This is a genomic window from Williamsia sp. z71 (assembly GCF_059553375.1).
In genome coordinates this window covers 110,356-131,698 of the sequence record NZ_JCANWX010000008.1, presented here as the reverse complement: position 1 = coordinate 131,698, position 21,343 = coordinate 110,356, and the positions used below count along the sequence as shown (strand labels likewise).

Here is a 21,343-nt window from a genome sequence, read left to right as displayed (position 1 = left end):
CGATCAGGTCGTCGCGGACCCCAGCACGTATTCGGGAACGATCTCGCAGTAGTCGCGGGTTCGGTCGACGGCAAACCAACCGCGCTCGAAATCCTGCCAGCGACGCAGGTTTTCACGTTGCGACTCACCGTCACGGGCGACCCCGCGCTCCAGTCGCTGCTCCTCGGTGCCGCCGTCGAGCCAGAGCGCACGTTTGAGATGACGGCGTACCGGCATGCGGGCGCTCGAGACACCTTCGATGATCAGCAGCGGTTCCCAGCGCAGCCACACCCGCGGACCGAGTTCGGGTTTGCCGTCCCGCCAGATCCGAGGATGGAAGCGAAAGTCGTGTCCGCGCCAATACGACCGCAGCACTTCTTCTTCCAGCTCCGGCCACCATCCCACCGGGTCGTCCCAGGTGGCGAAGTCGTCGGTGCGGATGAGGACCACCCGGGTCCGCAACTCTTCGAGCCGTGCGACCAGGGCGTCGGCAAACGTCGATTTCCCCGCACCCGACGGCCCGTCGATCGCCACGATGCCCGATTTCAGTTGCCGGGCAAGGCTGTCCGTCCAGGATTGGTCCACCATCTCGAACCTAGGTCAGCACACGACGGCCGGACAGCGCCCGGCCCAGTGTCAGTTCGTCGGCGAACTCGAGGTCGCCGCCCATCGGCAGGCCGGAGGCGAGCCGGGTCACCGACAGCCCGGGGAAATCACGGAGCATGCGTTGCAAGTAGGTGGCGGTGGCCTCGCCCTCGGTGTTCGGATCCGTGGCCACGATCACCTCGCTGACATCGACACCGTCTTCCTGGTTTCCCAAGCGGCGCAATAGTTCCCGAATGCGAAGTTGATCCGGCCCGATGCCGCCCAACGGGTCGAGGGCGCCACCGAGCACGTGGTAGCGACCGGAGAACTCCTTTGTCCGTTCGATCGCCTGCACGTCTTTCGGTTCTTCCACCACGCAGATCTTGCTCGCATCCCGCCGCGCATCACGGCAGATGCGGCAGCGTGCCTGCGCGGACACGTTGCCGCAGACCTCGCAGAACACCACATCGTCACGGACGTGGACCAGCGACGCGGTCAGCCGATCGATGTCGCCGGCCGGGACAGCCATCAGGTGGAAGGCGATGCGTTGCGCACCCTTCGGACCGAGACCCGGCAGCTTGGCCAGTTCGTCGATCAAGTCCTGGATCGGGCCTTCATACACCGGTGGTTACCCGCCCAGGCCGGGGAAACCGCCGCCGAGACCGCCGAGGCCTCCGGCCAGCGGGCCCATCTTCTGCTGCGTCAGCGCATCACGCTTGTCGGCGAGATCGGCGAGCGCGCCCACGATGAGGTCCTGCAGGGTCTCCACGTCGTCGGCGTCGACAACCTTGGGATCGATCGTCACCGAGGTCACCTCACCGGTGCCGGATCCGGTGATGGTCACGAGCCCGCCACCGGCGGTTCCGGTCACCTGGGCCGCCGAGATCTCGGCCTGAGCTGCCAGCAGTTGCTGCTGCATCTCCTGGGCCTGTTGGAGGAGTCCGGCCATCGGGTTGTCTGGTTGCACTTGATCTTGTCCTTGCGTTGAATCGTCTGTTGTCGAACCTGCTGCGTCAGCGCCGGCGGGCGCTCACCGGCGCGTCATGCGTTCCAGCGCAGCGGCGATGTCATCGATGGTATCGCCGTCGGCGGGTTGCGCCTCGAATCGCAGTCGCGCGTTGCCCCCGAACATCCGCGACGCGGGGGGCGAGAGGGCGAACTCGAACTCGTCGCCGTTGCGCTGCCAGGCCACGATCCCCTGCTCCACCGCGGGCCCGGTACCGGTGCTGATCTGGTAGATCCCGGCCGCCGAGGTCGTCGACGGCGGCGGCGTCAGGTCCCGCTGCACCTGGAAGCAGTCCCCGGACTCGTCGTCGAGAAAGACGACAACCTCACAGTCGAGGTCCTCGTAGCGGTCATGGGAAACGATGATGGCCATGGGGTCCTCCTTCAATGCAGATCGCGGACGCTCTCGAATCGGCGGCGCCGGCCGGTCAGCGGGTCGTCGAACTCCACAGCGTAGGCGAGCAGTTGCAGCGGGCTGGAGAAGTCGCCGTGGTCAGGTGCGGCGGCGACATCCGGCCGGACCTGCGGATACAGCGGATCGCCCTCGATCGGGATCCCGAGACCGGACATGTGCAACCGGAGCTGATGGGTGCGGCCGGTCTGCGGGAGCAACCGGTAGACGCCGTGGTCGCCGGCGGTGACGGTGAGTTCGATGCGGGAGATCGCGTTCACCTCACCGGGTACCACCCGCGCCCGCAGGTCACCGGAGTCCTTCAGGATGCGATTGCGGATGGTCACCGGTAGCTCGACGTCGCCGAGCGGGGCCCGCGCCCGGTACTCCTTGTCGACCCGCCGATCGGCGAACAACAGCTGATATGGCGCCCGGGCCTGCGGTCGCACACTGAACATCAGGACACCCGCGGTCAGTCGATCCAGCCGGTGTACCGGGCTGATCTGCGGATTGTCGAGCTCGCGCCGCAACCGCACCAGCGCCGTCTGCACCACGTGGGCCCCCCGCGGCATCGTCGCCAAGAAGTGCGGCTTGTCGACCACCACGAGGTCGTCGTCGAGATGGATGATCGGCATGTCGAACGGGATCTGCGTCTCGTCCGGCAGGTCGCGATAGAAGTAGATCGGCCGGCCCACCTCCGCGGGCGCGCTCAGGTCGACCCGGTCGCCGGCGATGTCGAGCACTTCGCCCTCGGCGGCCCGGGCCGACAGGTCGACCACGGTGAGCCCGGCACAGGCCGGTGCCGCCAGCATGGCCTCGGCGACGGTGACGTCCGAGCGCCGCAACACCACGCGGGTCGGGTCGACACCGTCCCGCAGGGGCAGCGGCGACGGTCTACGGTTCCTCAACAGGACTCTTCCGGGCCGGGACGTCGCAGATCAGCCGCGTTCGACGTGCGACTTCAGGTTTCCGAGCACCTCGGCCTGGATCCGGCCCAGACCCTTCGGTGCGAAGGTCTTCTCGAAGAAGCCGCCGATACCGCCGGCACCCTGCCAGGTGGTGACGGTGGTGACCTTCGAGCCCGTGCCCAGCGGCTGTACCTGGTAGGTGGTGATCATCGAGGAGTTGGTGTCGGTCTCGGTGATCGTCGAACCCACCTGATCGACGGAGGCCTGCACGTTGCGCGAGCGCTTCGACGTCGCCTGCAGGGTCCACTTGGCGACGGTGCCGGCGCCGACCCCACCGGCGAGAACGGCGTAGTCGCGGTACTGCGAAGGAAGGATGGCCGGCCGAACGGTCTGGTAGTCGGACAGCGCCGCCAGAACCTGCTCGGGCGCGGCATTGATCTCAATCGATTGTGATGCGGTTACCTGTGCCACGAAAAATCACCTTCCGGTTTGTGATGCTGTAGACCCCGAGCCTGCCAGAACAACAGATGGGCACTCCGAGGTGGCATGTCCTGGACGGTGGTCCTAGGCTCTTATGCGTGCCGAGGGTTATGGGTTCCGTGTCCGGTCGCGCCGCCTTCGATGAGGGAGTCGCGACACTGTTGGCGAGTTACCGGGCAATTCCCGCTTCCGGCAGGGTCCGGCTGGCCAAGAAGACATCCAACCTCTTCCGCAAACGAGCCAAGAATCCGTACCCCGGACTCGACGTCTCCGGACTCGGCCGGGTGATCTCTGTCGACGTTGCCGCGCGCACCGCGGACGTGGCCGGAATGTGCACGTACGAGGAACTTGTCGCCACCACACTCAAGTATGGCCTTGCCCCGAAGGTTGTTCCGCAGCTCAAGACGATCACTCTCGGTGGCGCGGTGACCGGCCTCGGTATCGAGTCGACGTCGTTTCGCAACGGGCTGCCGCACGAGTCGGTCCTCGAGATCGACATCCTCACCGGTGCAGGTGAGATCGTCACCACCTCACCGACCAGCGAGAACTCGGATCTGTTCTTCGGATTCCCCAATTCCTACGGCACGCTTGGATATTCGACGCGATTGCGGATCGAACTCGAAGAGGTCGCACCGTTCGTCGACCTGAGACATGTCCGGTTCACCACGGTCGAGGCACTCCAATCGGCGATGGCACAGATCGTCGACGACGGCGAGTTCGATGGCGAACGCGTGGACTATCTCGACGGTGTGGTCTTCTCGGCCGCCGAGAGCTACCTGATCCTCGGTCGGCAGACCACCGCGGGCGGCCCGGTGAGCGACTACACCGGCGATCAGATCTTCTACCGCTCCATCCAGCACTCGGCCGACTCGACACCGATCCGCGACCGCCTCACCATCTCGGACTACCTCTGGCGCTGGGATACCGACTGGTTCTGGTGTTCCCGCGCCTTCGGTGCGCAGAACCCCCGTATCCGGCGGCTGTGGCCCAAGAAACTCCTTCGCAGCAGCTTCTACTGGAAGCTGATCGGGCTCGATCATCGATTCAACGTCGGTGACAAGCTCAATGCCCGCAAGGGCGAGCCCCCGAGCGAACGCGTCGTCCAGGACATCGAGGTGCCGATCGAGCGCACCGCCGAGTTCATCGCATGGTTCCTCGAGAACATTCCCATCGAACCGATCTGGCTCTGCCCATTGCGGCTTCGCGAACCGGCACTGCCCGGCGCCGACGCGCTGCGGCCGTGGCCGCTGTACCCCCTCGAACCGGCGCGGACCTACGTCAACGTGGGCTTCTGGTCGGCGGTACCCAAGCGCGACGACCAACCCGAGGGCTACGCAAATCGCCTGATCGAGATCAAGGTGTCCGAACTCGGTGGTCACAAGTCACTGTATTCCGAATCTTTCTACGGCAAAGAAGAGTTCGATGAGCTGTACGGCGGGGAGTCCTACCGCCTGTTGAAGAAACATTATGATCCAGGGTCGCGGCTTCTCGACCTTTACGCGAAGGCGGTGCAACGTCAGTGACGACATTCAAAGAAAATGACCTCACTTCCGGATCGGTGGTAGGTCCCAAGCTCAGCTTGGCAGAGGTCGTCGAAGCTTTTGCCGGTGGAGATCTGAACGTACGGGTGACCGCGTATGACGGCAGTTCGGCCGGCCCTGAGGATGCCGAGTACGGCGTGGAGTTGGTGACGCCCCGGGGAACCACCTATCTGGCAACAGCTCCCGGAGACCTCGGACTGGCCCGCGCCTACATCGCCGGCGACCTCAAGCTGCACGGTGCGCCCGGCGGCGACCCGTACGACGCGCTGCGGGCCCTCGCCGAGGACATCCACTTCGAGCGGCCCTCCGCCCGCACGATGGCTCAGATCACGCGCTCGATCGGTCTGGAACACTTCAAGCTGATCGCCCCGCCACCACAGGAACAGCTGCCGCGGTGGCGCCGGATCGCAGAGGGTCTGCGGCACAGCCGGACCCGTGACGCCGAGGCCATCCACTACCACTACGACGTCTCCAACGCCTTCTACGAACTGGTCCTCGGACCCTCGATGACCTACACCTGCGCCTGCTATCCGAACCGGGAAGCGAGCCTGGAAGAGGCACAGGACAACAAATACCGTCTGGTATTCGAGAAGTTGAAACTCAAGGCCGGTGACCGACTGCTCGACATCGGTTGCGGCTGGGGCTCGATGGTCCGATATGCCGCCCGTCGCGGGGTTCACGTCATCGGCGTGACCCTGTCCGCAGAGCAGGCGCAGTTCGCGCAGCAGGCCATCATCGACGAAGGTCTCGGCGAGTTCGCCGAGGTACGGCACAGCGATTACCGCGACATCACCGAGGACGGTTTCGACGCCGTGTCGTCGATCGGCCTGACCGAACACATCGGGATCGCGAACTATCCGTCGTACTTCAAGTTCATCCGGACCAAGTTGCGTGACGGCGGAATCCTGTTGAACCACTGCATCACCCGCCCCAACAACAGATCAAAGAGCAAGGCGGGCGCCTTCATCGACCGCTACGTCTTCCCCGACGGCGAGCTCACCGGTTCGGGCACGATCATCTCCGCAATCCAGGACATCGGCTCGATGGAGGTCCTCCACGAGGAGAACCTACGCGAGCACTACGCGATGACCCTGCGTGACTGGAACAAGAACCTCGTCGAGAACTGGGATGCCGCCGTCGAGGAAGTCGGCGAAAGCACCGCCCGGCTCTGGGGTCTCTACATGGCCGGTTGCCGACTCGGCTTCGACCGCAACATCATTCAGCTCCACCAGGTACTGGCAGTCAAACTCGACGACAACGGCGGCAACGGCGGACTCCCACTGCGCCCGTGGTGGCAGGCCTAGTTGATTCGCGTCGCCCCGAGTTCACTTGTCAGCAGCGCGATCGCGATCTGTTCGGGGTCCTGACGCGGGTCCGGCGTTGAATTGCGGGCGGTGGCAACCATTTCGTTGCGCTCGTCGTCGGTGAGGTCTTCATCTTTGACCGGTTCCGGAGCAGGTTCCGGTTCAGGCTCCGGTTCGGGTGCCTCGTCGTCGCTGGGGCTCGCCGCAACGGCGCCGCGACTGGGCCGGGTGTAGGTGGCCTGCTTCGCCTCGGGCTTGCGGGTATCGGCTTGGGTGGCCTTGGGTTTCGGCATGGCCGGCATCGCGGACGCCGCATGCACCTGCACCTGCCAGTCGCCGCCGAAAACATGTGACATCGCCGCGTTGATCACGTCGACCGCATGCTGCGAACTCAACCGCTGAACCAGCGGCTGCGAGTCGTGGCTCAAGATCAGTGTGCTGCCGTCGATCCCCCGGACCGAGGCTCCCGAGAGCATCACCTCGGTCACCTTGTTGGCAGCGCGGACCGCGGCCCGGACCTCTGGCCACTTCGCCTGTACCGCAGCCAGATCGATCCCGGCAGCGGCCACCTCGGGCTCCGGTTCGGCCTGTGGTTCGGGCTCACCTTGATGCTCGGGTTCCGGCTCGAAGTCGGGCTCGGGCGGCGGCGGGACGTCGTCGAACGGCGATGCCGGTTCGGGCTCGGGTTCGGGTTCCGACGCCGGTTCGGGCTCGGCCACTACCGCTGCCTCAGGCGTCACCTCAGGTTCGGGCACGACCGAAACCGGTTGCGGCGCAGGGATGAGCGCGGGTTCGGGCTCCGGCTCGGCCTCCTGGACAAGCTCGAGCGCGGGCTCGGGTTCCGGAACCGGCGCCGCTTCTGGGACCGGCTCTGGCTCCGCGACGGGTTCCGGTTCCGGTTCGGGTTGCGGCGCCGGTGTCGGTGCGGGCGGCGGGGTGGAGGCCGGAACCGGTTCGGGAGTGGGAACCGGGGCCGGTGCAGACGCCTCGGTGACCTCGGGTTCCGATTCGGCCACGTCGTCCTGCTGTTTACGCTGCGACGGTCGGACGAATTTCGAGGGCGCCGCGTCGACGGGTGCCGCAACCGGAGCCGCCGACGATCCGGACGGCGCAGGCGCACCACCGGCCGGGGCGGCGATCACGCCACTGGCGAGCTGTGATTCGATGCGCTCGATCCGTTGCAGGACACCCGATTCGGAGTCCGACGAGGCCGGCAGCAGCATCCGGGCGCACATCACTTCCAGGAGCAGCCGCGGGGAAGTGGTCCCGCGCATCTCCCCCAGTGCGTCGTGGACGGTCTCGGCGAATCGGGTCAGTGTGCCCGCTTCGAGCCGGGCGACCTGGGCGACCATCTGCTCGACCTGATCGTCCGGGGCTTCGACGAGGCCTCGGGCCGCGGCATCGGGGACGGCGTTCAGCAGGATCAGATCTCGCAGTCGTTCGAGCAGATCGACCGCGAACCGCCGGGGGTCGTGGCCGGCGTCCACCACGGCCTCGACCGTCCCGAACAGCGCGGCGCCGTCGTGGTCGGCCAGCGCGTTGATGGCGTCGTCGATCAAGGCCACGTCGGTGACACCCAACAACGCCAGCGCCCGCTGGTAGGTCACGCCTTCTGGACCAGCACCGGCGAGCAGCTGGTCGAGAACGCTGAGCGAGTCACGAGGAGAACCACCGCCGGCCCGGATCACCAGCGGGAACACCGTCGGCTCGACGGTGACCTGCTCACTGGCGCAGATGCGTTCGAGCAGGCCGCGCATCGTCGCCGGGGCCAGCAGACGGAACGGGTAGTGATGGGTTCGCGACCGGATGGTCGGCAAGACCTTCTCGGGTTCGGTGGTCGCGAAGATGAAGATCAGATGCTCTGGCGGCTCTTCGACGATCTTGAGCAGCGCGTTGAAGCCCGCGTTGCTGACCATGTGGGCCTCGTCGATGATGAACACCCGGTAGCGCGACTCGGCAGGTGCGTAGAACGCCTGATCGCGCAGTTCGCGGGTGTCGTCGACACCACCGTGACTGGCGGCGTCGAGTTCGATCACGTCCATGTTGCCCGGGCCACCCGGCCCCAGCGCCACACAGGACGAACAGACCCCACACGGGGAGGCGGTGGGCCCCTGCTGACAGTTCAGGGAACGCGCCAGGATTCGGGCCGACGACGTCTTACCGCAGCCACGCGGCCCGGAGAACAGGTACGCATGGTTGATCCGGCCGGAGTTCAGGGCCACACCCAAGGGCTCGGTGACATGCTCCTGCCCGACAACTTCGGCGAAGGTCGCGGGGCGATAAGTCCGGTAAAGAGCCACGGTGCGAGAGTACCGGCGAGGTCCGACGGCCGCGGGGTCGGCCAGTTGTTGCCCACCACGCAATCGTGTGCTGATCGATCCACCGATCACACCCGCCGCGATCGAAAGCCGGTGCTAGTCCAGCAAACTGTCCCGGACCGCGACCTCGGCCGGCTCCGGAGCGGGTTTCGGAGTCCGCGACCTCCGGAACTCCGCCGGTCCCCACACCACCAGCGTCGCCACCGCCGTGACCCCGAAAATCCAGAGATACGGCTCGGCGGAGAACCATCGCAGCCAGTCCGGGAAGCGGGTCATGAACATGCCCGTCCCGTAGAACGGTGTGAATCCCAGTGCGCCACCGGGCAGGTAGTTGCGCCAGATGAAGGCCGTGGTGAACAGCGCGGCTGGGAGCAACAGCGTCACCGACAGCAGTCCGATCCGCCCGGCGCGCCAGGCCGCGATGGGCAGATGGATCAAGTAGACGAGCAGCGGCACGAACCACACCCAGTGATGTCCCCAGCTGAACGGGGACACCGCGGTCGCCGTCATCCCGGTCAGGCACAGCGCCAGGAGCTCCTGTCCACGCCGGTGTGCGACGTACGCCGCGCCCATCCCGAGCACAACCGCGACGACGACCAGCACCGCCCACAACACCTGATTGGGGTTGACGGTTGCGAACGTCGTGGCGATCGCGCCTTTGATCGACTGATTGCTCGGCGCATCGATCGGGCCGACGCGTTCGGAGTTGACCACCCGATCCGTCCAGTACTTCCACGATTGCCGGGGCGTGGCCAGGAAGCCGATCACGATCGTGCAGACGATGGTGGTGACCACGACAACGATCGCGCGCCACCGCCGGGTGATTGCAAGGTACAGAACAAAGAAGCCCGGCGTGAGTTTTATGCCCGCCGCCAGGCCGACACCGATCCCCTTGAGCCGACTGCCGTCCGGCCGCAGCAGATCCCACAGCACGATCGCCATCAAGAAGATGTTGATCTGTCCGTACCAGATGGTGGTCCGGACCGGCTCGAGCAACGTCGACACACAGACCAGCGCCGCGGAAACCACCAGTAACCGCCAGTCGGCCCGGTACCCGAGGCTCCGGAACGACGCCACGATCACGTAGAACAGCGCCGCGAAGGTCAGGACGGTCCACACCACGTCGGCCGAGCCGACCGGGAGCCAGGCAAACGGCTGGAAGACGATCGTGGAGAACGGGGTGTAGGTGTAGAGCAACCCATTCGGCAGCATCGGGGCCTCGTACAGCGGCTGCCCGTGCATCAGGTGCAGGGCGCCCTGACGATAGACGTGCAGGTCGACCTGGTTCTCGAAGAGACCGAAGACATTGGCGTCGAGCGGGATGAAGGTGACCTGGACGTAGATCGCACACAGCGCGGCGACCACGAACCCGGCCAGCAACCAGGGACTCGTCGGGAAATGTGAGCGCGTCGAAGACGTGGTGGCCTCGTCAGTGGGCACTTTTCCGCCTTCCCCCAGCAGTGACTCCGCCAGAAATGTTAGCCTGGTAACACCTTGTCGGGCCTGCGGCGTGCCGTGAGGCAGATGATGCTGACGATCGCGATCACCAGGAACATCCAGTTGTAGGGGTCATAGGTGAACCACCGGAGCCAGGTGATCCCGAACTTGTGGAACAGTCCGGTGAAGTAGCCGTCGGGCAGGACGCGTTCGATCTGGAGCACCGGATGGTCTCGGTAGCTGCGCCAGATGAAAGTGGTCAGCAGCATTGCGAGCGCCCCGGCGGCGGCCAGGATCCGGAGCGCAGGCGTCCGCGCCGACAGCATCAGGTGCACCGTGATGACCAGCATCGGAACCACCCACACCCAGTGGTGACCCCACGACATCGGCGACACCACCGTGCCCGTCATCCCGACGAGTGTGATGGCCAGCAACTCCTGGCCGGCGCGATGGGCCAGGGAGGCCGCGACCATGCCCAACGCCAATGCCAACAACGCCAGCGTGCCCCACACGAGGAGGTTCGGGCTGTCCGTATGCCCCAGGTTGGCCAGGGCGCCGCGAATGGACTGGTTGCCGACGGTGTTCGGCGCCCCCACCCGTTCGGAGTCGATGAACGTCCCGCTCCAGTACTTCCACGAGTCGCGCGGCATCACCAGGAACCCGAGGACGACGGTTCCGACGAGCCCGGCACAGGCCACGATCACCGATCGCCAGTTGCGGTTGATCGCGAGATAGAAGACGAAGATCAGCGGCGTGAGCTTGATACCGGCCGCGATCCCGACCCCCAGCCCCCGGAGCCGACTGTCCTTTGCGCGCAGCAGGTCCCACAGGATCAACAGCATCAGGAAGACGTTGATCTGGCCGTACCACATGGTCGTGCGCACCGGCTCCATCAACGTGGAGATCAGCACCAGCGACATGGCCATGCTCCGCACGGGCCAGGTGATCCGATAGCCGAGATTCTTGAAGCTCAGCGTCATGACGAAGTACAGCGCAATGAAGATGCCCGCCATCCACACGACCCGGGCCATCTCGACGGTCATCAGCGCGAACGGCACGAAGACGAAGACCGAGGCCGGGGCGTACGTGTAGTCCATGACGCCGACGAGCTTGGCCTCGTACAGGCGGTGACCGTCGATGACGGCCTGGGCACCCTGCCGATAGACCTCGAGATCGAGCTGGTTTCCGAACAGACCCCAGTAGGGCTCGTCCAGCGGCACCGCAAGGTGCTGGAGCCAGATCGCGAGCAGGCCGAGGACCACCGAGACCACCACGACCGCGGCAGGCCACGGGACGGTCCGCTCGGGACGGGATTCTGCGATGTTCTCTGTGTGCGACTCCGCGGTGACGGACTCGGCGTCCATCGGTTTACGCTCGCTCAACGACCTGTCCGGTCACCACACGCATGCATGTCAGCTCTGCTGTTCGAGCAACTGCTCCGCCGACGCGAGCAGGACACAGGTCGCCACGCCGTCCATGGCCACCCGAAGCTCGTCGAGGCCGGGGAACGTCGGGGCCAACCGGATGTTGCGGTCGTTCGGGTCTTTCTTGTACGGGAACGCCGAACCCGCGCCCGTCAGCGAGATCCCGGCTTCCTTGGCCAGGGTGATGACCCGGGCAGCAGTGCCGTCGATGACGTCGAGGCTGATGAAGTAGCCGCCCTCGGGTTCGGTCCAGGATGCGACCTTGGCGCCCCCGAGCCGTTCTTCGAGAATCTGCAGCACCATCGTGAACTTCGGCACCAGCAACTCACGGTGCTTGGCCATATGGGCCCGCACACCATCGGCGTCCTTGAAGAACCGGAGGTGACGCAACTGGTTGAGCTTGTCCGGACCGATCGTCTTGATCGAGACGTGGCGCTGGTACCAGGCCAGGTTCTCCGCCGATGATCCGAAGAACGAGACACCGGCTCCGGCGAAGGTGATCTTGGAGGTCGAGGCGAGGATCAACGGCCGGTTCGGGTGACCGGCAGCGGCGGCGAGTCCGAGGACATCGATCGGGGTCGGAGGCTCGTCGACGAGGGTGTGCACGACGTACGCGTTGTCCCAGATGATGCGGAAGTCGGGCGCCGCGGTCTTCATCGACATCAGGCCGCGGGCGACCTCGGGGCTGTATGTGACGCCGGTCGGGTTCGAGTACGTCGGGACGCACCACATGCCCTTGATCTGCGGATCCGCGGCGACCAGATCTGCACAGAACGCCACATCGGGACCGTCGTCGTTCATCGGCACGGTGATCATCTCGATCCCGTAGGACTCGGTGATCGCGAAATGACGGTCGTAGCCGGGCGACGGGCACAGGAACTTGATCGGGCCCCGTCCCCACGGCTCCGGGGAATCGGGGGTGCCGTGCAGAAGGGCGAATACGACCAGGTCATGCATGATCTCGAGGCTGGCGTTGCCGCCGGCCAGCAGATTGTCGGTCGGGATGCCGAGCAATTCACCGAAGATCGCACGCAGCTCGGGCAGACCGGTGACGCCACCGTAGTTGCGGACGTCGGTGCCGTTGCCGTCGCGGTAGTCGTCGGCGCCGGGCAGGGACAGCAGTTCCGCCGAGAGGTCGAGTTGCGCGGGGGCGGGCTTGCCTCGGGTGAGGTCCAACTTGAGGCCGGCATCGACGAGCGCCTGATACTTCGCACGTAGCTCGGAGTGGGTGGCGGTCAGCTGGTCAGCACTCATCGAGTGGAAATTCACTACGGCCTTTCCCGGAACGGCCCGCTCCGGAACTGTGGTTGCGCGGCGGTTCGCGCGAAACAGCGGATAGCTCGAAACAAAGTAGGGGACCCCGCGCACCCGGCAGAGCCCGCTGACCCTTGCTGCCTTCCGGCCCTGGGGGAGTTCACAGGATGCTCGCCGCGCGGGATCCAGAAACGAGTGTAGCGGGCCGACCGCCGAGTGCGAAAACTTGCCCTATGACCAGCCCGTTTTTGGTGAGTACGCAGATACCCGGTAGGCTGCCGGACGGAGGATTCGCCTAGTGGCCTATGGCGCTCGCCTGGAACGCGGGTTGGGTTAATAGCCCTCAGGGGTTCGAATCCCCTATCCTCCGCCAAAGACAACAACAGCGCCTCGATCCGAGGCGCTGTTGTTGTCTGTGGGCACTTTCCGGTTGTCCGGCCGGGTCAGTCCGCGCGGTCTGCGCGCGCCAGCATGTCGTCGAGTTCGTCGGTGTCGAGGGTTTCGGCGGTGACCGACTTGCGCCCGTCGTAGACGTCGCGGTCGATCTCGTCGTCCGCGTTGGCGACCAGCATCGCGACGAAGGTGTCGCCGTTGACGTTCAGGAACGTCCGGAAGATGCCGGCGAACCAGTCGACAGCGATCAGCAGGCCCACCGCCTCGAACGGCAGACCGAGCGAGGTCGCCAGGAACATCGCCACCACCGGAAAGCCGCCGGGCACGGTGATGGTGCCCATGTTGAGCAAGATCGCCAACCCCATGCCGAGAACGATCTCCCCGACGCTCAGGTCGACGCCTCCGGCCTGGGCAAGGAACATCACCACGATCATGTAGTTGAGGACGGCACCGTAGGAGCCCATCGTCAGTCCGACCGACAGCGTGAAGTTGGCGATCTTCTGGCTGACGCCGACCTTCTCCACCGTGTTCTTCAGGACCGTCGGGAAGGTCACCGCCGAACTGGTTGTGGTGATCGCGATCGCCGTCTGCTCAGCGAGTTTGGACGGCAGCTTCCACGGGCTCAATCCGGTGCGCACGCTCACCACCACGACGAAGAGCACAAACAGGATGAGCACGCCGAGAAGGGTGGTTCCCAAGTACTTGAGGCTGGTGGTCACGACCGAGAAACCGACATCACCGGCCAGGGAGGCCAGCAGGCAGAAGACACCGATCGGGGCGACGTACATGACCAGCCTGATCATCGTCAGCACGATCTGCTGGACCTGATCGACGAATGTCAGGACGCGATCGTCACCGGTCTTCGTGATGTGCTGACGCAGTGCGATACCGAACAGCAGCGAGAAGACGATGATGGGAACCATCGTCGCCGTCGACATCGCGTCGAAGATGTTCTTCGAGATGAAGTTCAAGACGGTGTCCTGCCAACCGAGGGCCTCATCCGCGGACTCCTTGAGCGACGAATCCAGCTCGCCGTCGAAGACCATGCCATCACCCGGACGGATGACCGAACTCAGAACCCAGGCCAGAACCGCTGCGACCAGGGAGAAGCCGATCATCCACTTGAAAGTCCGGAAGGCGATCTTGCCGGTCCCGGCGCCGCTCATCGATCCGGTTGCCACGATGACCGACGCCATCACCAAAGGAACGATGGACATCTGGATCAACCGGATGAACATGTCCCCGACGAACTGCAGATTCGCGGCCCATTCCCCGACGATCAACCCGAATGCCAGCCCCGCGATCGCAGCAAATCCAATTTGGAATGCCGAATGCCTCACAACGTTCATCAAATCTCCCGACTTCGCACCTCGCCCACGTCCGAACAGAACGAACGTGGCCGACAAAACCTAGGCGGCGCTCACTACATCGGGGTTGCCTGCAAATTACCGCGCCGTTGCGGGTGCCGGGAGACAGCACCCACCAGGGGGTTGGGCGTGAATCCGGGTCAGGTGTCGTCCCGGGCGCGTGATGGCTGCACGCGTTTGGGTTCGCCCGGCATCTTCGGATAACTCGGCGGATAAGGCATGTCCCCCAGCCCATCTCGTTCGTCACGCGCCACCAGGTCGAGCAGCGGTTCGAGGCTGCTGCGATGAGAGTCGATGTCGACCATGGGGTCACCGCGTTTCTCCAGCAGACCCGGGACCGTGGCGATCGTGCAGTCCAGCGGGTCGACGTCGGACAACTCGTCCCAGGTGACCGGTGTCGAGACGGTGGCGGTCGGGGTTCGCCGGGCCGAGTAGCCGGCGGCCATGGTCCGGTCGCGGGCGTTCTGGTTGAAGTCGATGAAGATCCGCTCGCCTCGTTCTTCCTTCCACCACGACGTGGTGATCGCCGAACTGTCGCGGCGTTCGAGCTCCCGGGCCAACGCGATCACGGCCCGACGTGTCGCGATGAAGTCCCACTTCGGTTCGATCGGCACGAACACATGCAGTCCGCGACCACCCGAGGTCTTCGGATAGCCCTGCATTCCCAGCTCATCGAGCAGTGGCCGCAACACGTCGATCGCCACCCGTCGCGCGTCGGAGAAGTCGGTGCCGGGTTGCGGATCGAGGTCGATGCGGAGCTGATCGGGGTGATCGTTGTCCGGGGCGATGGTGGGCCACGGATGGAACGTGACCGTTCCGAGGTTGGCTGCCCAGACGATGTCGGGGGCGCTGGTCGTCCGGATGGCGTCGGCCTTACGCCCCGATGGAAAGGTGATCGACGTCGACTGCACGTGGTCGGGACGTTTGGCCGCGACCCGCTTCTGATAGATCTCCTCCCCCTCGATGCCGTCGGGGAAGCGTTGCAGGAATGTCGGACGGTCGCGCAGTGCCGTCAGCAGCGCACCCTGCAGAGCGACGGTCCGGTAGTACTCGACGAGGTCGCGCTTGCGGCCGCCCTTCTCACCGAGTTGCGGAAAATAGATCTTGTCCGGATTCGACAGCCGCACAGGTGTGCCGTCGACATCGAGTTCCTCAGCCGGTGATCTGGCCATCAGTTCTGTCCCTCCAATACGTCGAACAGGTCGTAGGTCAGTGGCACCTCGAGTTGGTCGTACCCACAGCTCTCCGGCTCCCGGTCCGGGCGCCAGCGCACGAACTGAACCGTATGCCGGAACCGGTGGCCTTCCATCTGGTCGTAGCCGACCTCGACCACCAGCTCCGGGCGAATCGGAATCCACTGCGACGAACCCTTTTCCTTCCACCGGCTGGGCTCACCTTCGGCGACGTTGTCCGGGTCCAGCCGCAACGGTTCGAGCATCTGCTGCAACTCGATCCGCTTGGCATCGGAGAACGCCCCGGCCCCTCCGACCATCTGCAACTCGCCGTCGTCGCCGTACAGACCGAGCAGCATCGAGCCGAGTCCGGTTCCGCTCTTGTGGATGCGGTAACCGATCACCACGCAGTCTGCACTGCGCTTGTGTTTGACCTTGACCATCTCGCGCTTGCCCGGAAGGTACCGACCGTCAAGGCGTTTGCTGACCACACCGTCGAGTCCGGCGCCCTCGAACTCGGAGAACCAGTTCCGTGCCAGGTCGACGTCGGTGGTCACCCGGCTGACCCGGCACCGGCCTGCGCCGGGGATCGCCTCGAGCAACGCTGCCCGCCGGACCGAGAACGCCTCGCTCGTCAGGTCGCGGTCCCCCACTGCCAGCGCATCGAATCCGATGAACATGGCGGGCGTCTGTTCGGCGAGCATCGTCACGCGGGATTTCGCGGGATGGATCCGGATCGACAACGCGTCCCAGCTGAGTCGTCGGACACCGCCCAGATCTGCCTGAACGCCGATCTCTCCGTCGACAACGACCCTGTCCGGCAACTCATCTCGGGCCGCCTCGATCAGCTCGGGAAAGTAACGGCCCAGATCTTTGCCACCGCGGGACCCGATGACGACTTCGTCGCCATCCCGGAAGATGATGGCCCTAAAACCGTCCCACTTGGGCTCGTGTGACCAGATCTCGGATCCGGGCTCATCCGGGATCTTGACCGCGGACTTGGCGAGCATCGGCACCACCGGGGGCATCACTGGGAGGTCCATGACCGTCAATACTTCCACTTGTAGGCTCATGCGCGTGGACTATCGCGGTGGTGGACGGTACGCGCCGTCTCCCTCAGGAGACCTGCACGTCGGCAATCTGCGCACCGCCCTGCTGGCCTGGATGTTCGCCCGATCCACCGGCCGGACATTCCGGATGCGGATGGAAGACCTCGACCGGGTGGCGGCCGGATCCGCCGAACGCCAGCTCGCTGACCTCGCCGAACTCGGCATCGAGTGGGATCCACCGGTGATGTGGCAGTCGCAGCGGCTGCCCACTTACGACAAGGTGATCGCCGACCTGGGTTCCCGCGGCCTCACCTACAACTGTTACTGCACCCGGCGCGAGATCCTGGAGGCACCGACGGCGCCACACGGACCCGCGGGCGCCTACCCGGGCACCTGCCGGAACCTGACAACCGCTGCTGAGCAGGCCCACATCGACGCCGGACGCCGGCCGGCCATCCGATTGCGCGCCGATGTCACCGAGTTCACGGTGTTCGATGTGATCAGAGGCCCATTCACCGGCCCGGTCGACGATTTCGTGCTGCGCCGCGGCGACGGGATCCCGGCCTACAACCTCGCAGTGGTCATCGACGACAACGCCCAGGCCGTCGATCAGGTCGTCCGCGGTGACGACCTGCTGAGTTCGGCGCCCCGCCAGAGCTATCTCGCCACCGTGCTCGGCCTGATGCCGCCGTCGTACGCGCACGTTCCCATGGTCTTGAACACCGAACACAAACGCCTGGCCAAGCGCGACGGCGCGGTCACGCTGGCCGATCTGAACGCGGGCGGCGTTGATACGCAACGTGTCCTGTCGCTGATCGCGTCCTCGTTGAATCTCGCCGACCCCGGCGAGGCGGTCTCCGCCGACCTGATGCTCGCCCGGTTCGTTCCGGCGAGCCTGCCTTCCGAACCCTGGATTCTCGATCCCGCAGACCTACTGCGCCGCTGACAGTTTCGAAACCCGATACGAGCGCCAGTCGACGGTCATTCATTCGGGATGGTGGTCAGCACCGCCTGATCACTTGGTCGCGGCGCCCGCGTAGTACCGGCCGAGGAACTCGTCCCGGAACTCGAAGTAGTCGCCGTCGATGATGGCCTGGCGGGCCCGCTCCACCAGCGTCACGATGAAGTGTTCATTGTGGATGGTGCAGAGTGTGGCCGCCAGGCCTTCTTTGGCCTTGAACAGGTGATGGATATACGCACGCGTGTATTGCGTTGTGTAGTTCTGCATTTCGGGGTCCAGCGGCGTGAAGTCACGGCGGAAGCGGCTGTTGGTCACGTTGTAGCGACCGTCGAGTGAATAGATCGCACCGTTGCGCGCCACGCGGGATGGCGACACGCAGTCGAACGTGTCGATGCCGCTTTCGATCGCGGTGAAGATGTCGTCGGGTTCGCTGATCCCGAGCAGATGGCGGGCCTTGTCGACCGGCAGTTCCTCGTTGACCCACCGGACGATGGTGCCGAGATTCTGCTTCTCGAGGGCGCCGCCGATACCGTAGCCACCGAAGCCGCGGCCACCGTCGGCAACATCTTTTTCGCTCATCGTCACCAGGTCGCGCGCCGCCTTGCGCCGCAGATCCTCGTACTGCGCACCCTGGATGACGCCCCACAACGACTGCAACGGACGGTGGCTGCGCTGCGCGGTGAGCCGATTGTGTTCGGCCAGACAGCGAATCGCCCACAGACGGGTGCGTTCGAGTGAAGTCTCTTGATAGGCGCGGGTATTCATCAGCGTGGTCAGTTCGTCGAACCCGAAGATGATGTCGGCACCGAGCTGATGCTGGATCTGCATCGACACCTCGGGCGTGAACCGGTGGGTCGATCCGTCCAGATGGGACTTGAAGGTCACGCCGTCGTCATCGACGCGGGCCAGCCGCTCTTTGCCCTCGGCGATGACGTCGTCGTTCTGCATGCCGGTCAGGTCCATCGCGATGACCTTCTTGAACCCGGCCCCGAGCGACATGACCTGAAAACCACCGCTGTCGGTGAAGGTGGGTCCGGGCCAGTTCATGAACTTCCCGAGACCACCGGCCTCGTCGATGATGTCCGGGCCCGGCTGCAGGTACAGGTGATAGGCATTGGCCAGCACCGCCTGCGCACCGAGATCGCGGACGGCCTCCGGCACAACCGTTTTGACGGTGGCCTTGGTACCGACCGGCACAAACGCCGGCGTCTTGATCTCCCCGTGCGGGGTGCTGATCACACCGGTGCGGCCGAGGGTGCCGGGCAGGGTGGCCCCGACCGTGAAAGTACGGTCGGGGCCTTCATTCAGATCGCTCACCGCTGCATCCTCGCAGCCGGTGACCCTGCCCGGCAAAACAGACTCTTTTGCCGGGATCTGACGCGGGTCAGATCCTCACCTCGGCATCCGCCTCGCGGGCCGCTTCTTCGGCAGCCAGCGTCTTGTTCAGCTTGTCGCCTTCGATGTCGACGTCCGGCAGGATCTTGTCCAGCCACTTCGGCAGCGTCCACGCCTTGTCGCCGAGCAGCGCGAGCACTGCCGGGATCACCATCATCCGGACGACGAAGGCATCGAAGAAGACCGCCGCGGCCAGCGCGAAGCCCATCGCCTTGATGAACGCCATGTCCTGGAACATGAAGGCGGCGAACACGGCGATCATGATCGTGGCTGCCGCGGACACCACCCGAGCGGTGTGACTGAAGCCGTCGATGATCGCTTCCTTGGCCGACATCCCGTGGACATAGGACTCCCGCATGCGGCTGACGAGGAACACCTGGTAGTCCATCGCGAGGCCGAAGACGACACCGATCAGGATGATCGGCAAGAAGCTGACCAGCGGCTGCGGATTCCCGATGATCCCGAGCGCACCATCGGTGAAGATCGCGACCGTGGCACCGAAGGTCGCGCCGATACTGAGCAGGAAGCCCAGCGCGGCGGTCAGCGGAACCAACAGCGACCGGAAGACGATCGTCAGCAGGATGAACGCCAACCCGACAACAACGATCAGGTACGGGACCAACGCCGAGGACAGCTTGTCGGAGACGTCGATCTCGATGGCCGTCTGGCCGGTCAGACCGTAGTTCAGTCCAGTGCTCTCGGTGACGCCGGATTCCATCGCGCGGAGGTCCTCGACGAGGTCCTTGGTGGCGTCGTCGCCGGCGCCGGTCTCCGGGATCACCGTGATGATCGCGGTTCCGGTGTCACTGCTGATGTCACCGGGGCTGATCACGGCCTCGGCGACATTTTCGACGCCGCGAACCTGCTCGACCAGACCTTCATAGGCCTCCACACGCTCGGCTTCGCCGTCGACACCACTGCCGTCGACAACCATCACGAACGGGTTGTTCACACCCGGGCCGTAGCCGTCGGCAACCATGTCGTAGGCCATGCGCTCGGTCGTGCCCGGTTCGCTGTTACCGGCGTTCGGCAAGCCCAGCTTGAGTCCGCTGATCGGAATCGCGATCAGCGCCAGCAGGACGATGCCGCTGATTGCGAAGACGGCCGGGCGTTTGACGACCTGGTTGATCCAGCGCTGGCCGTTGTGGCGGCGGGCCGGATCATGCGGTGTCACATCCGGCGGGTTGAGGGACTTGATGCGGGCACCGAAGACCTTCTCGCCGAAGATGCCGAGGATCGCGGGCAGCAGCGTCAACGCAACCAGTACGGCGATCAAGACGGTGCCGGCCGCGGCCAGGCCCATCGCCGTCAGGAACGGGATGTTGACGATGAACAGGGCCGCCAGGGCGATGAACACCGTGGCTCCGGCGAACACAACTGCCGAACCCGCTGTACCCACAGCCTTGCCGGCGGCTTCGGCACGGGTCTTGGACCGGTGCACCTCGTGCCGGTAGCGCGACAGGATGAACAGCGCATAGTCGATGCCCACGGCCAGGCCGATCATCATGGCCAACACGGGGGTCTCGGAGCTGAGGTCGAAGAAGAACGTCGCTGCGGTGACACCCATCATTCCGACGGCGACACCGACGATCGCGGTGATCAGCGGCATGCCCCACGCCACCAGCGACGCGAAGGTCAGGACCATCACCAGGGCGCCGACGGCCATACCGATCAGCTCTGAGGTCATACCCATCGGCTCCATGGCCATTGCGGTGCCCGACATCTCCACGGTCAGGCCGCTGGCACGGGCCTGGTCCGCGATCTCCTCCATCTGGGTCTGGGCGGTCTCACTGACGTCGGCTGCGGCCTCGACATCGAACGCAGCGCCCAGCTGGACCATGGTGGCGTCGGCGTTGATCGGCGAGGTGACCTGCGCGCCGGCCTGCGCCTGGGCCGGGGCGGTGCCGAAGGTCTGCTCGTTGAACTGGACCACCGCATCGCGGCCCGGACCCGGGTTCTGCTCGGTGCCGTAGGTGTCGAACGGGTTCGCGATCGACTCGGGCGCCTTCACCCCGTCGAACTGCTTCATCGCCTCGACCATGGTGTTGATCGCGGCCTGGTACTGCGGCTCCGTCAGGGTGGCACCCTCGGGCGCCTGGACCACGTAGGTGACCGCGATGTTCTCGGAGAACTTGGGTTTCTCCGGGAACGCCTCGACCATCTCGTCCTGGGCCTCGACCGATGAAACACCGGGGATGGTGAAGGTCTCCGACGTCGGCTTCGAGAGAGTCGCGGCGGCCACGCCCATTCCGATGAGGACGAGCAGCCAGATCGCCACCATCTTGAATTTGTTCAGATAGGCCCATCTGCCTATCCGGTAGAGATATGTAGCCACGTGCGGGGCTTCCTTCCGTCGGGATTTTCGTTCAGGAGGTCTGTC

At 65.1% G+C, this 21,343-nt stretch carries 18 protein-coding genes, 1 tRNA gene and 1 other RNA gene; 4 read left to right on the top strand and 16 right to left on the bottom strand.

The window, feature by feature from the left end:
- Positions 1 to 3 precede the first annotated feature (3 nt).
- The 6 genes from AC51GR_RS19885 to AC51GR_RS19860 all read right to left on the bottom strand — a co-directional run bounded on the left by AC51GR_RS19885 (position 4) and on the right by AC51GR_RS19860 (position 3,339).
- Positions 4 to 567: a uridine kinase family protein gene (locus tag AC51GR_RS19885; RefSeq protein ID WP_496326368.1), complete on the bottom strand. Its 564-nt coding sequence runs from the start codon at positions 565 to 567 to the stop codon at positions 4 to 6.
- A 7-nt stretch (positions 568 to 574) separates the two neighbouring features.
- Positions 575 to 1,186: a recombination mediator RecR gene (recR, locus tag AC51GR_RS19880; protein ID WP_482137001.1), complete on the bottom strand. Its 612-nt coding sequence runs from the start codon at positions 1,184 to 1,186 to the stop codon at positions 575 to 577.
- 6 nt (positions 1,187 to 1,192) lie between these two features.
- Positions 1,193 to 1,513 carry a YbaB/EbfC family nucleoid-associated protein gene (locus AC51GR_RS19875; protein ID WP_496326533.1) on the bottom strand — a complete coding sequence of 107 codons (321 nt, stop codon included), beginning with the start codon at positions 1,511 to 1,513 and terminating at the stop codon, positions 1,193 to 1,195.
- A gap of 81 nt (positions 1,514 to 1,594) precedes the next feature.
- Positions 1,595 to 1,942 carry a hypothetical protein gene (locus tag AC51GR_RS19870; protein WP_496326367.1) on the bottom strand — a complete coding sequence of 116 codons (348 nt, stop codon included), beginning with the start codon at positions 1,940 to 1,942 and terminating at the stop codon, positions 1,595 to 1,597.
- 11 nt (positions 1,943 to 1,953) lie between these two features.
- Positions 1,954 to 2,811, bottom strand: coding sequence for a pseudouridine synthase (locus AC51GR_RS19865; protein ID WP_496326532.1), 858 nt, complete (start codon positions 2,809 to 2,811; stop codon positions 1,954 to 1,956).
- An 87-nt stretch (positions 2,812 to 2,898) separates the two neighbouring features.
- Positions 2,899 to 3,339, bottom strand: coding sequence for an SRPBCC family protein (locus AC51GR_RS19860; RefSeq protein ID WP_496326366.1), 441 nt, complete (start codon positions 3,337 to 3,339; stop codon positions 2,899 to 2,901).
- A gap of 119 nt (positions 3,340 to 3,458) precedes the next feature.
- On the opposite strand from AC51GR_RS19860, the gene AC51GR_RS19855 reads away from it, so the two are divergent.
- Positions 3,459 to 4,871, top strand: coding sequence for an FAD-binding oxidoreductase (locus tag AC51GR_RS19855; protein ID WP_496326531.1), 1,413 nt, complete (start codon positions 3,459 to 3,461; stop codon positions 4,869 to 4,871).
- Positions 4,868 to 6,193 carry a class I SAM-dependent methyltransferase gene (locus tag AC51GR_RS19850; protein WP_496326365.1) on the top strand — a complete coding sequence of 442 codons (1,326 nt, stop codon included), beginning with the start codon at positions 4,868 to 4,870 and terminating at the stop codon, positions 6,191 to 6,193. Before AC51GR_RS19855 ends, AC51GR_RS19850 begins: the two co-directional genes overlap by 4 nt.
- On the opposite strand, the gene AC51GR_RS19845 is transcribed toward AC51GR_RS19850, so the two are convergent.
- The 5 genes from AC51GR_RS19845 to ffs form a co-directional block, all read right to left on the bottom strand.
- Complete coding sequence (locus tag AC51GR_RS19845) at positions 6,190 to 8,493, bottom strand: DNA polymerase III subunit gamma and tau (protein WP_496326364.1); 2,304 nt, start codon at positions 8,491 to 8,493, stop codon at positions 6,190 to 6,192. The genes AC51GR_RS19850 and AC51GR_RS19845 overlap by 4 nt on opposite strands.
- Positions 8,494 to 8,607: 114 nt before the next feature.
- Entirely contained in the window at positions 8,608 to 9,951 is a 1,344-nt protein-coding gene (locus AC51GR_RS19840; protein ID WP_496326363.1) for a glycosyltransferase 87 family protein, read from the bottom strand.
- Between the two features lie 38 nt (positions 9,952 to 9,989).
- Positions 9,990 to 11,312 (bottom strand): glycosyltransferase 87 family protein, encoded by a 1,323-nt coding sequence (locus AC51GR_RS19835; RefSeq protein WP_496326362.1) that lies wholly within the window; start codon positions 11,310 to 11,312, stop codon positions 9,990 to 9,992.
- A 48-nt stretch (positions 11,313 to 11,360) separates the two neighbouring features.
- Entirely contained in the window at positions 11,361 to 12,641 is a 1,281-nt protein-coding gene (locus AC51GR_RS19830; RefSeq protein ID WP_496326361.1) for an aspartate aminotransferase type Ic, read from the bottom strand.
- A 79-nt stretch (positions 12,642 to 12,720) separates the two neighbouring features.
- An RNA gene (gene ffs, locus AC51GR_RS19825) (signal recognition particle sRNA small type) lies at positions 12,721 to 12,817 on the bottom strand.
- Between the two features lie 93 nt (positions 12,818 to 12,910).
- On the opposite strand from ffs, the gene AC51GR_RS19820 reads away from it, so the two are divergent.
- Positions 12,911 to 12,999: transfer RNA gene (locus AC51GR_RS19820), tRNA-Ser, on the top strand.
- Between the two features lie 70 nt (positions 13,000 to 13,069).
- On the opposite strand, the gene AC51GR_RS19815 is transcribed toward AC51GR_RS19820, so the two are convergent.
- The 3 genes from AC51GR_RS19815 to AC51GR_RS19805 form a co-directional block, all read right to left on the bottom strand.
- Positions 13,070 to 14,368 carry a dicarboxylate/amino acid:cation symporter gene (locus AC51GR_RS19815; protein WP_496326360.1) on the bottom strand — a complete coding sequence of 433 codons (1,299 nt, stop codon included), beginning with the start codon at positions 14,366 to 14,368 and terminating at the stop codon, positions 13,070 to 13,072.
- 158 nt (positions 14,369 to 14,526) lie between these two features.
- A complete protein-coding gene (locus AC51GR_RS19810; RefSeq protein WP_496326530.1) occupies positions 14,527 to 15,561 on the bottom strand; it encodes a DNA polymerase domain-containing protein in 1,035 nt (344 codons plus the stop codon).
- Entirely contained in the window at positions 15,558 to 16,601 is a 1,044-nt protein-coding gene (locus AC51GR_RS19805) for an ATP-dependent DNA ligase (RefSeq protein WP_496326529.1), read from the bottom strand. Before AC51GR_RS19805 ends, AC51GR_RS19810 begins: the two co-directional genes overlap by 4 nt.
- 28 nt (positions 16,602 to 16,629) lie before the next feature.
- On the opposite strand from AC51GR_RS19805, the gene gluQRS reads away from it, so the two are divergent.
- On the top strand, positions 16,630 to 17,553 hold the full coding sequence (gluQRS, locus tag AC51GR_RS19800) for a tRNA glutamyl-Q(34) synthetase GluQRS (protein WP_496326359.1): 924 nt from the start codon (positions 16,630 to 16,632) through the stop codon (positions 17,551 to 17,553).
- 69 nt (positions 17,554 to 17,622) lie between these two features.
- On the opposite strand, the gene tgt is transcribed toward gluQRS, so the two are convergent.
- Both tgt and AC51GR_RS19790 read right to left on the bottom strand, forming a co-directional pair.
- A complete protein-coding gene (tgt, locus tag AC51GR_RS19795; RefSeq protein ID WP_496326358.1) occupies positions 17,623 to 18,885 on the bottom strand; it encodes a tRNA guanosine(34) transglycosylase Tgt in 1,263 nt (420 codons plus the stop codon).
- Between the two features lie 67 nt (positions 18,886 to 18,952).
- A complete protein-coding gene (locus AC51GR_RS19790; protein WP_496326357.1) occupies positions 18,953 to 21,298 on the bottom strand; it encodes an MMPL family transporter in 2,346 nt (781 codons plus the stop codon).
- Positions 21,299 to 21,343 lie beyond the last annotated feature (45 nt).

Coding starts and splice junctions, on each gene's coding strand:
- AC51GR_RS19885 (WP_496326368.1), bottom strand. CDS start 567: ATGGTGGACCAATCCTGGACGGACAGCCTTGCCCGGCAACTGAAATCG.
- AC51GR_RS19875 (WP_496326533.1), bottom strand. CDS start 1,513: ATGGCCGGACTCCTCCAACAGGCCCAGGAGATGCAGCAGCAACTGCTG.
- AC51GR_RS19870 (WP_496326367.1), bottom strand. CDS start 1,942: ATGGCCATCATCGTTTCCCATGACCGCTACGAGGACCTCGACTGTGAG.
- AC51GR_RS19855 (WP_496326531.1), top strand. CDS start 3,459: ATGGGTTCCGTGTCCGGTCGCGCCGCCTTCGATGAGGGAGTCGCGACA.
- AC51GR_RS19835 (WP_496326362.1), bottom strand. CDS start 11,312: ATGGACGCCGAGTCCGTCACCGCGGAGTCGCACACAGAGAACATCGCA.
- AC51GR_RS19815 (WP_496326360.1), bottom strand. CDS start 14,368: ATGAACGTTGTGAGGCATTCGGCATTCCAAATTGGATTTGCTGCGATC.
- AC51GR_RS19805 (WP_496326529.1), bottom strand. CDS start 16,601: ATGGACCTCCCAGTGATGCCCCCGGTGGTGCCGATGCTCGCCAAGTCC.
- gluQRS (WP_496326359.1), top strand. CDS start 16,630: ATGCGCGTGGACTATCGCGGTGGTGGACGGTACGCGCCGTCTCCCTCA.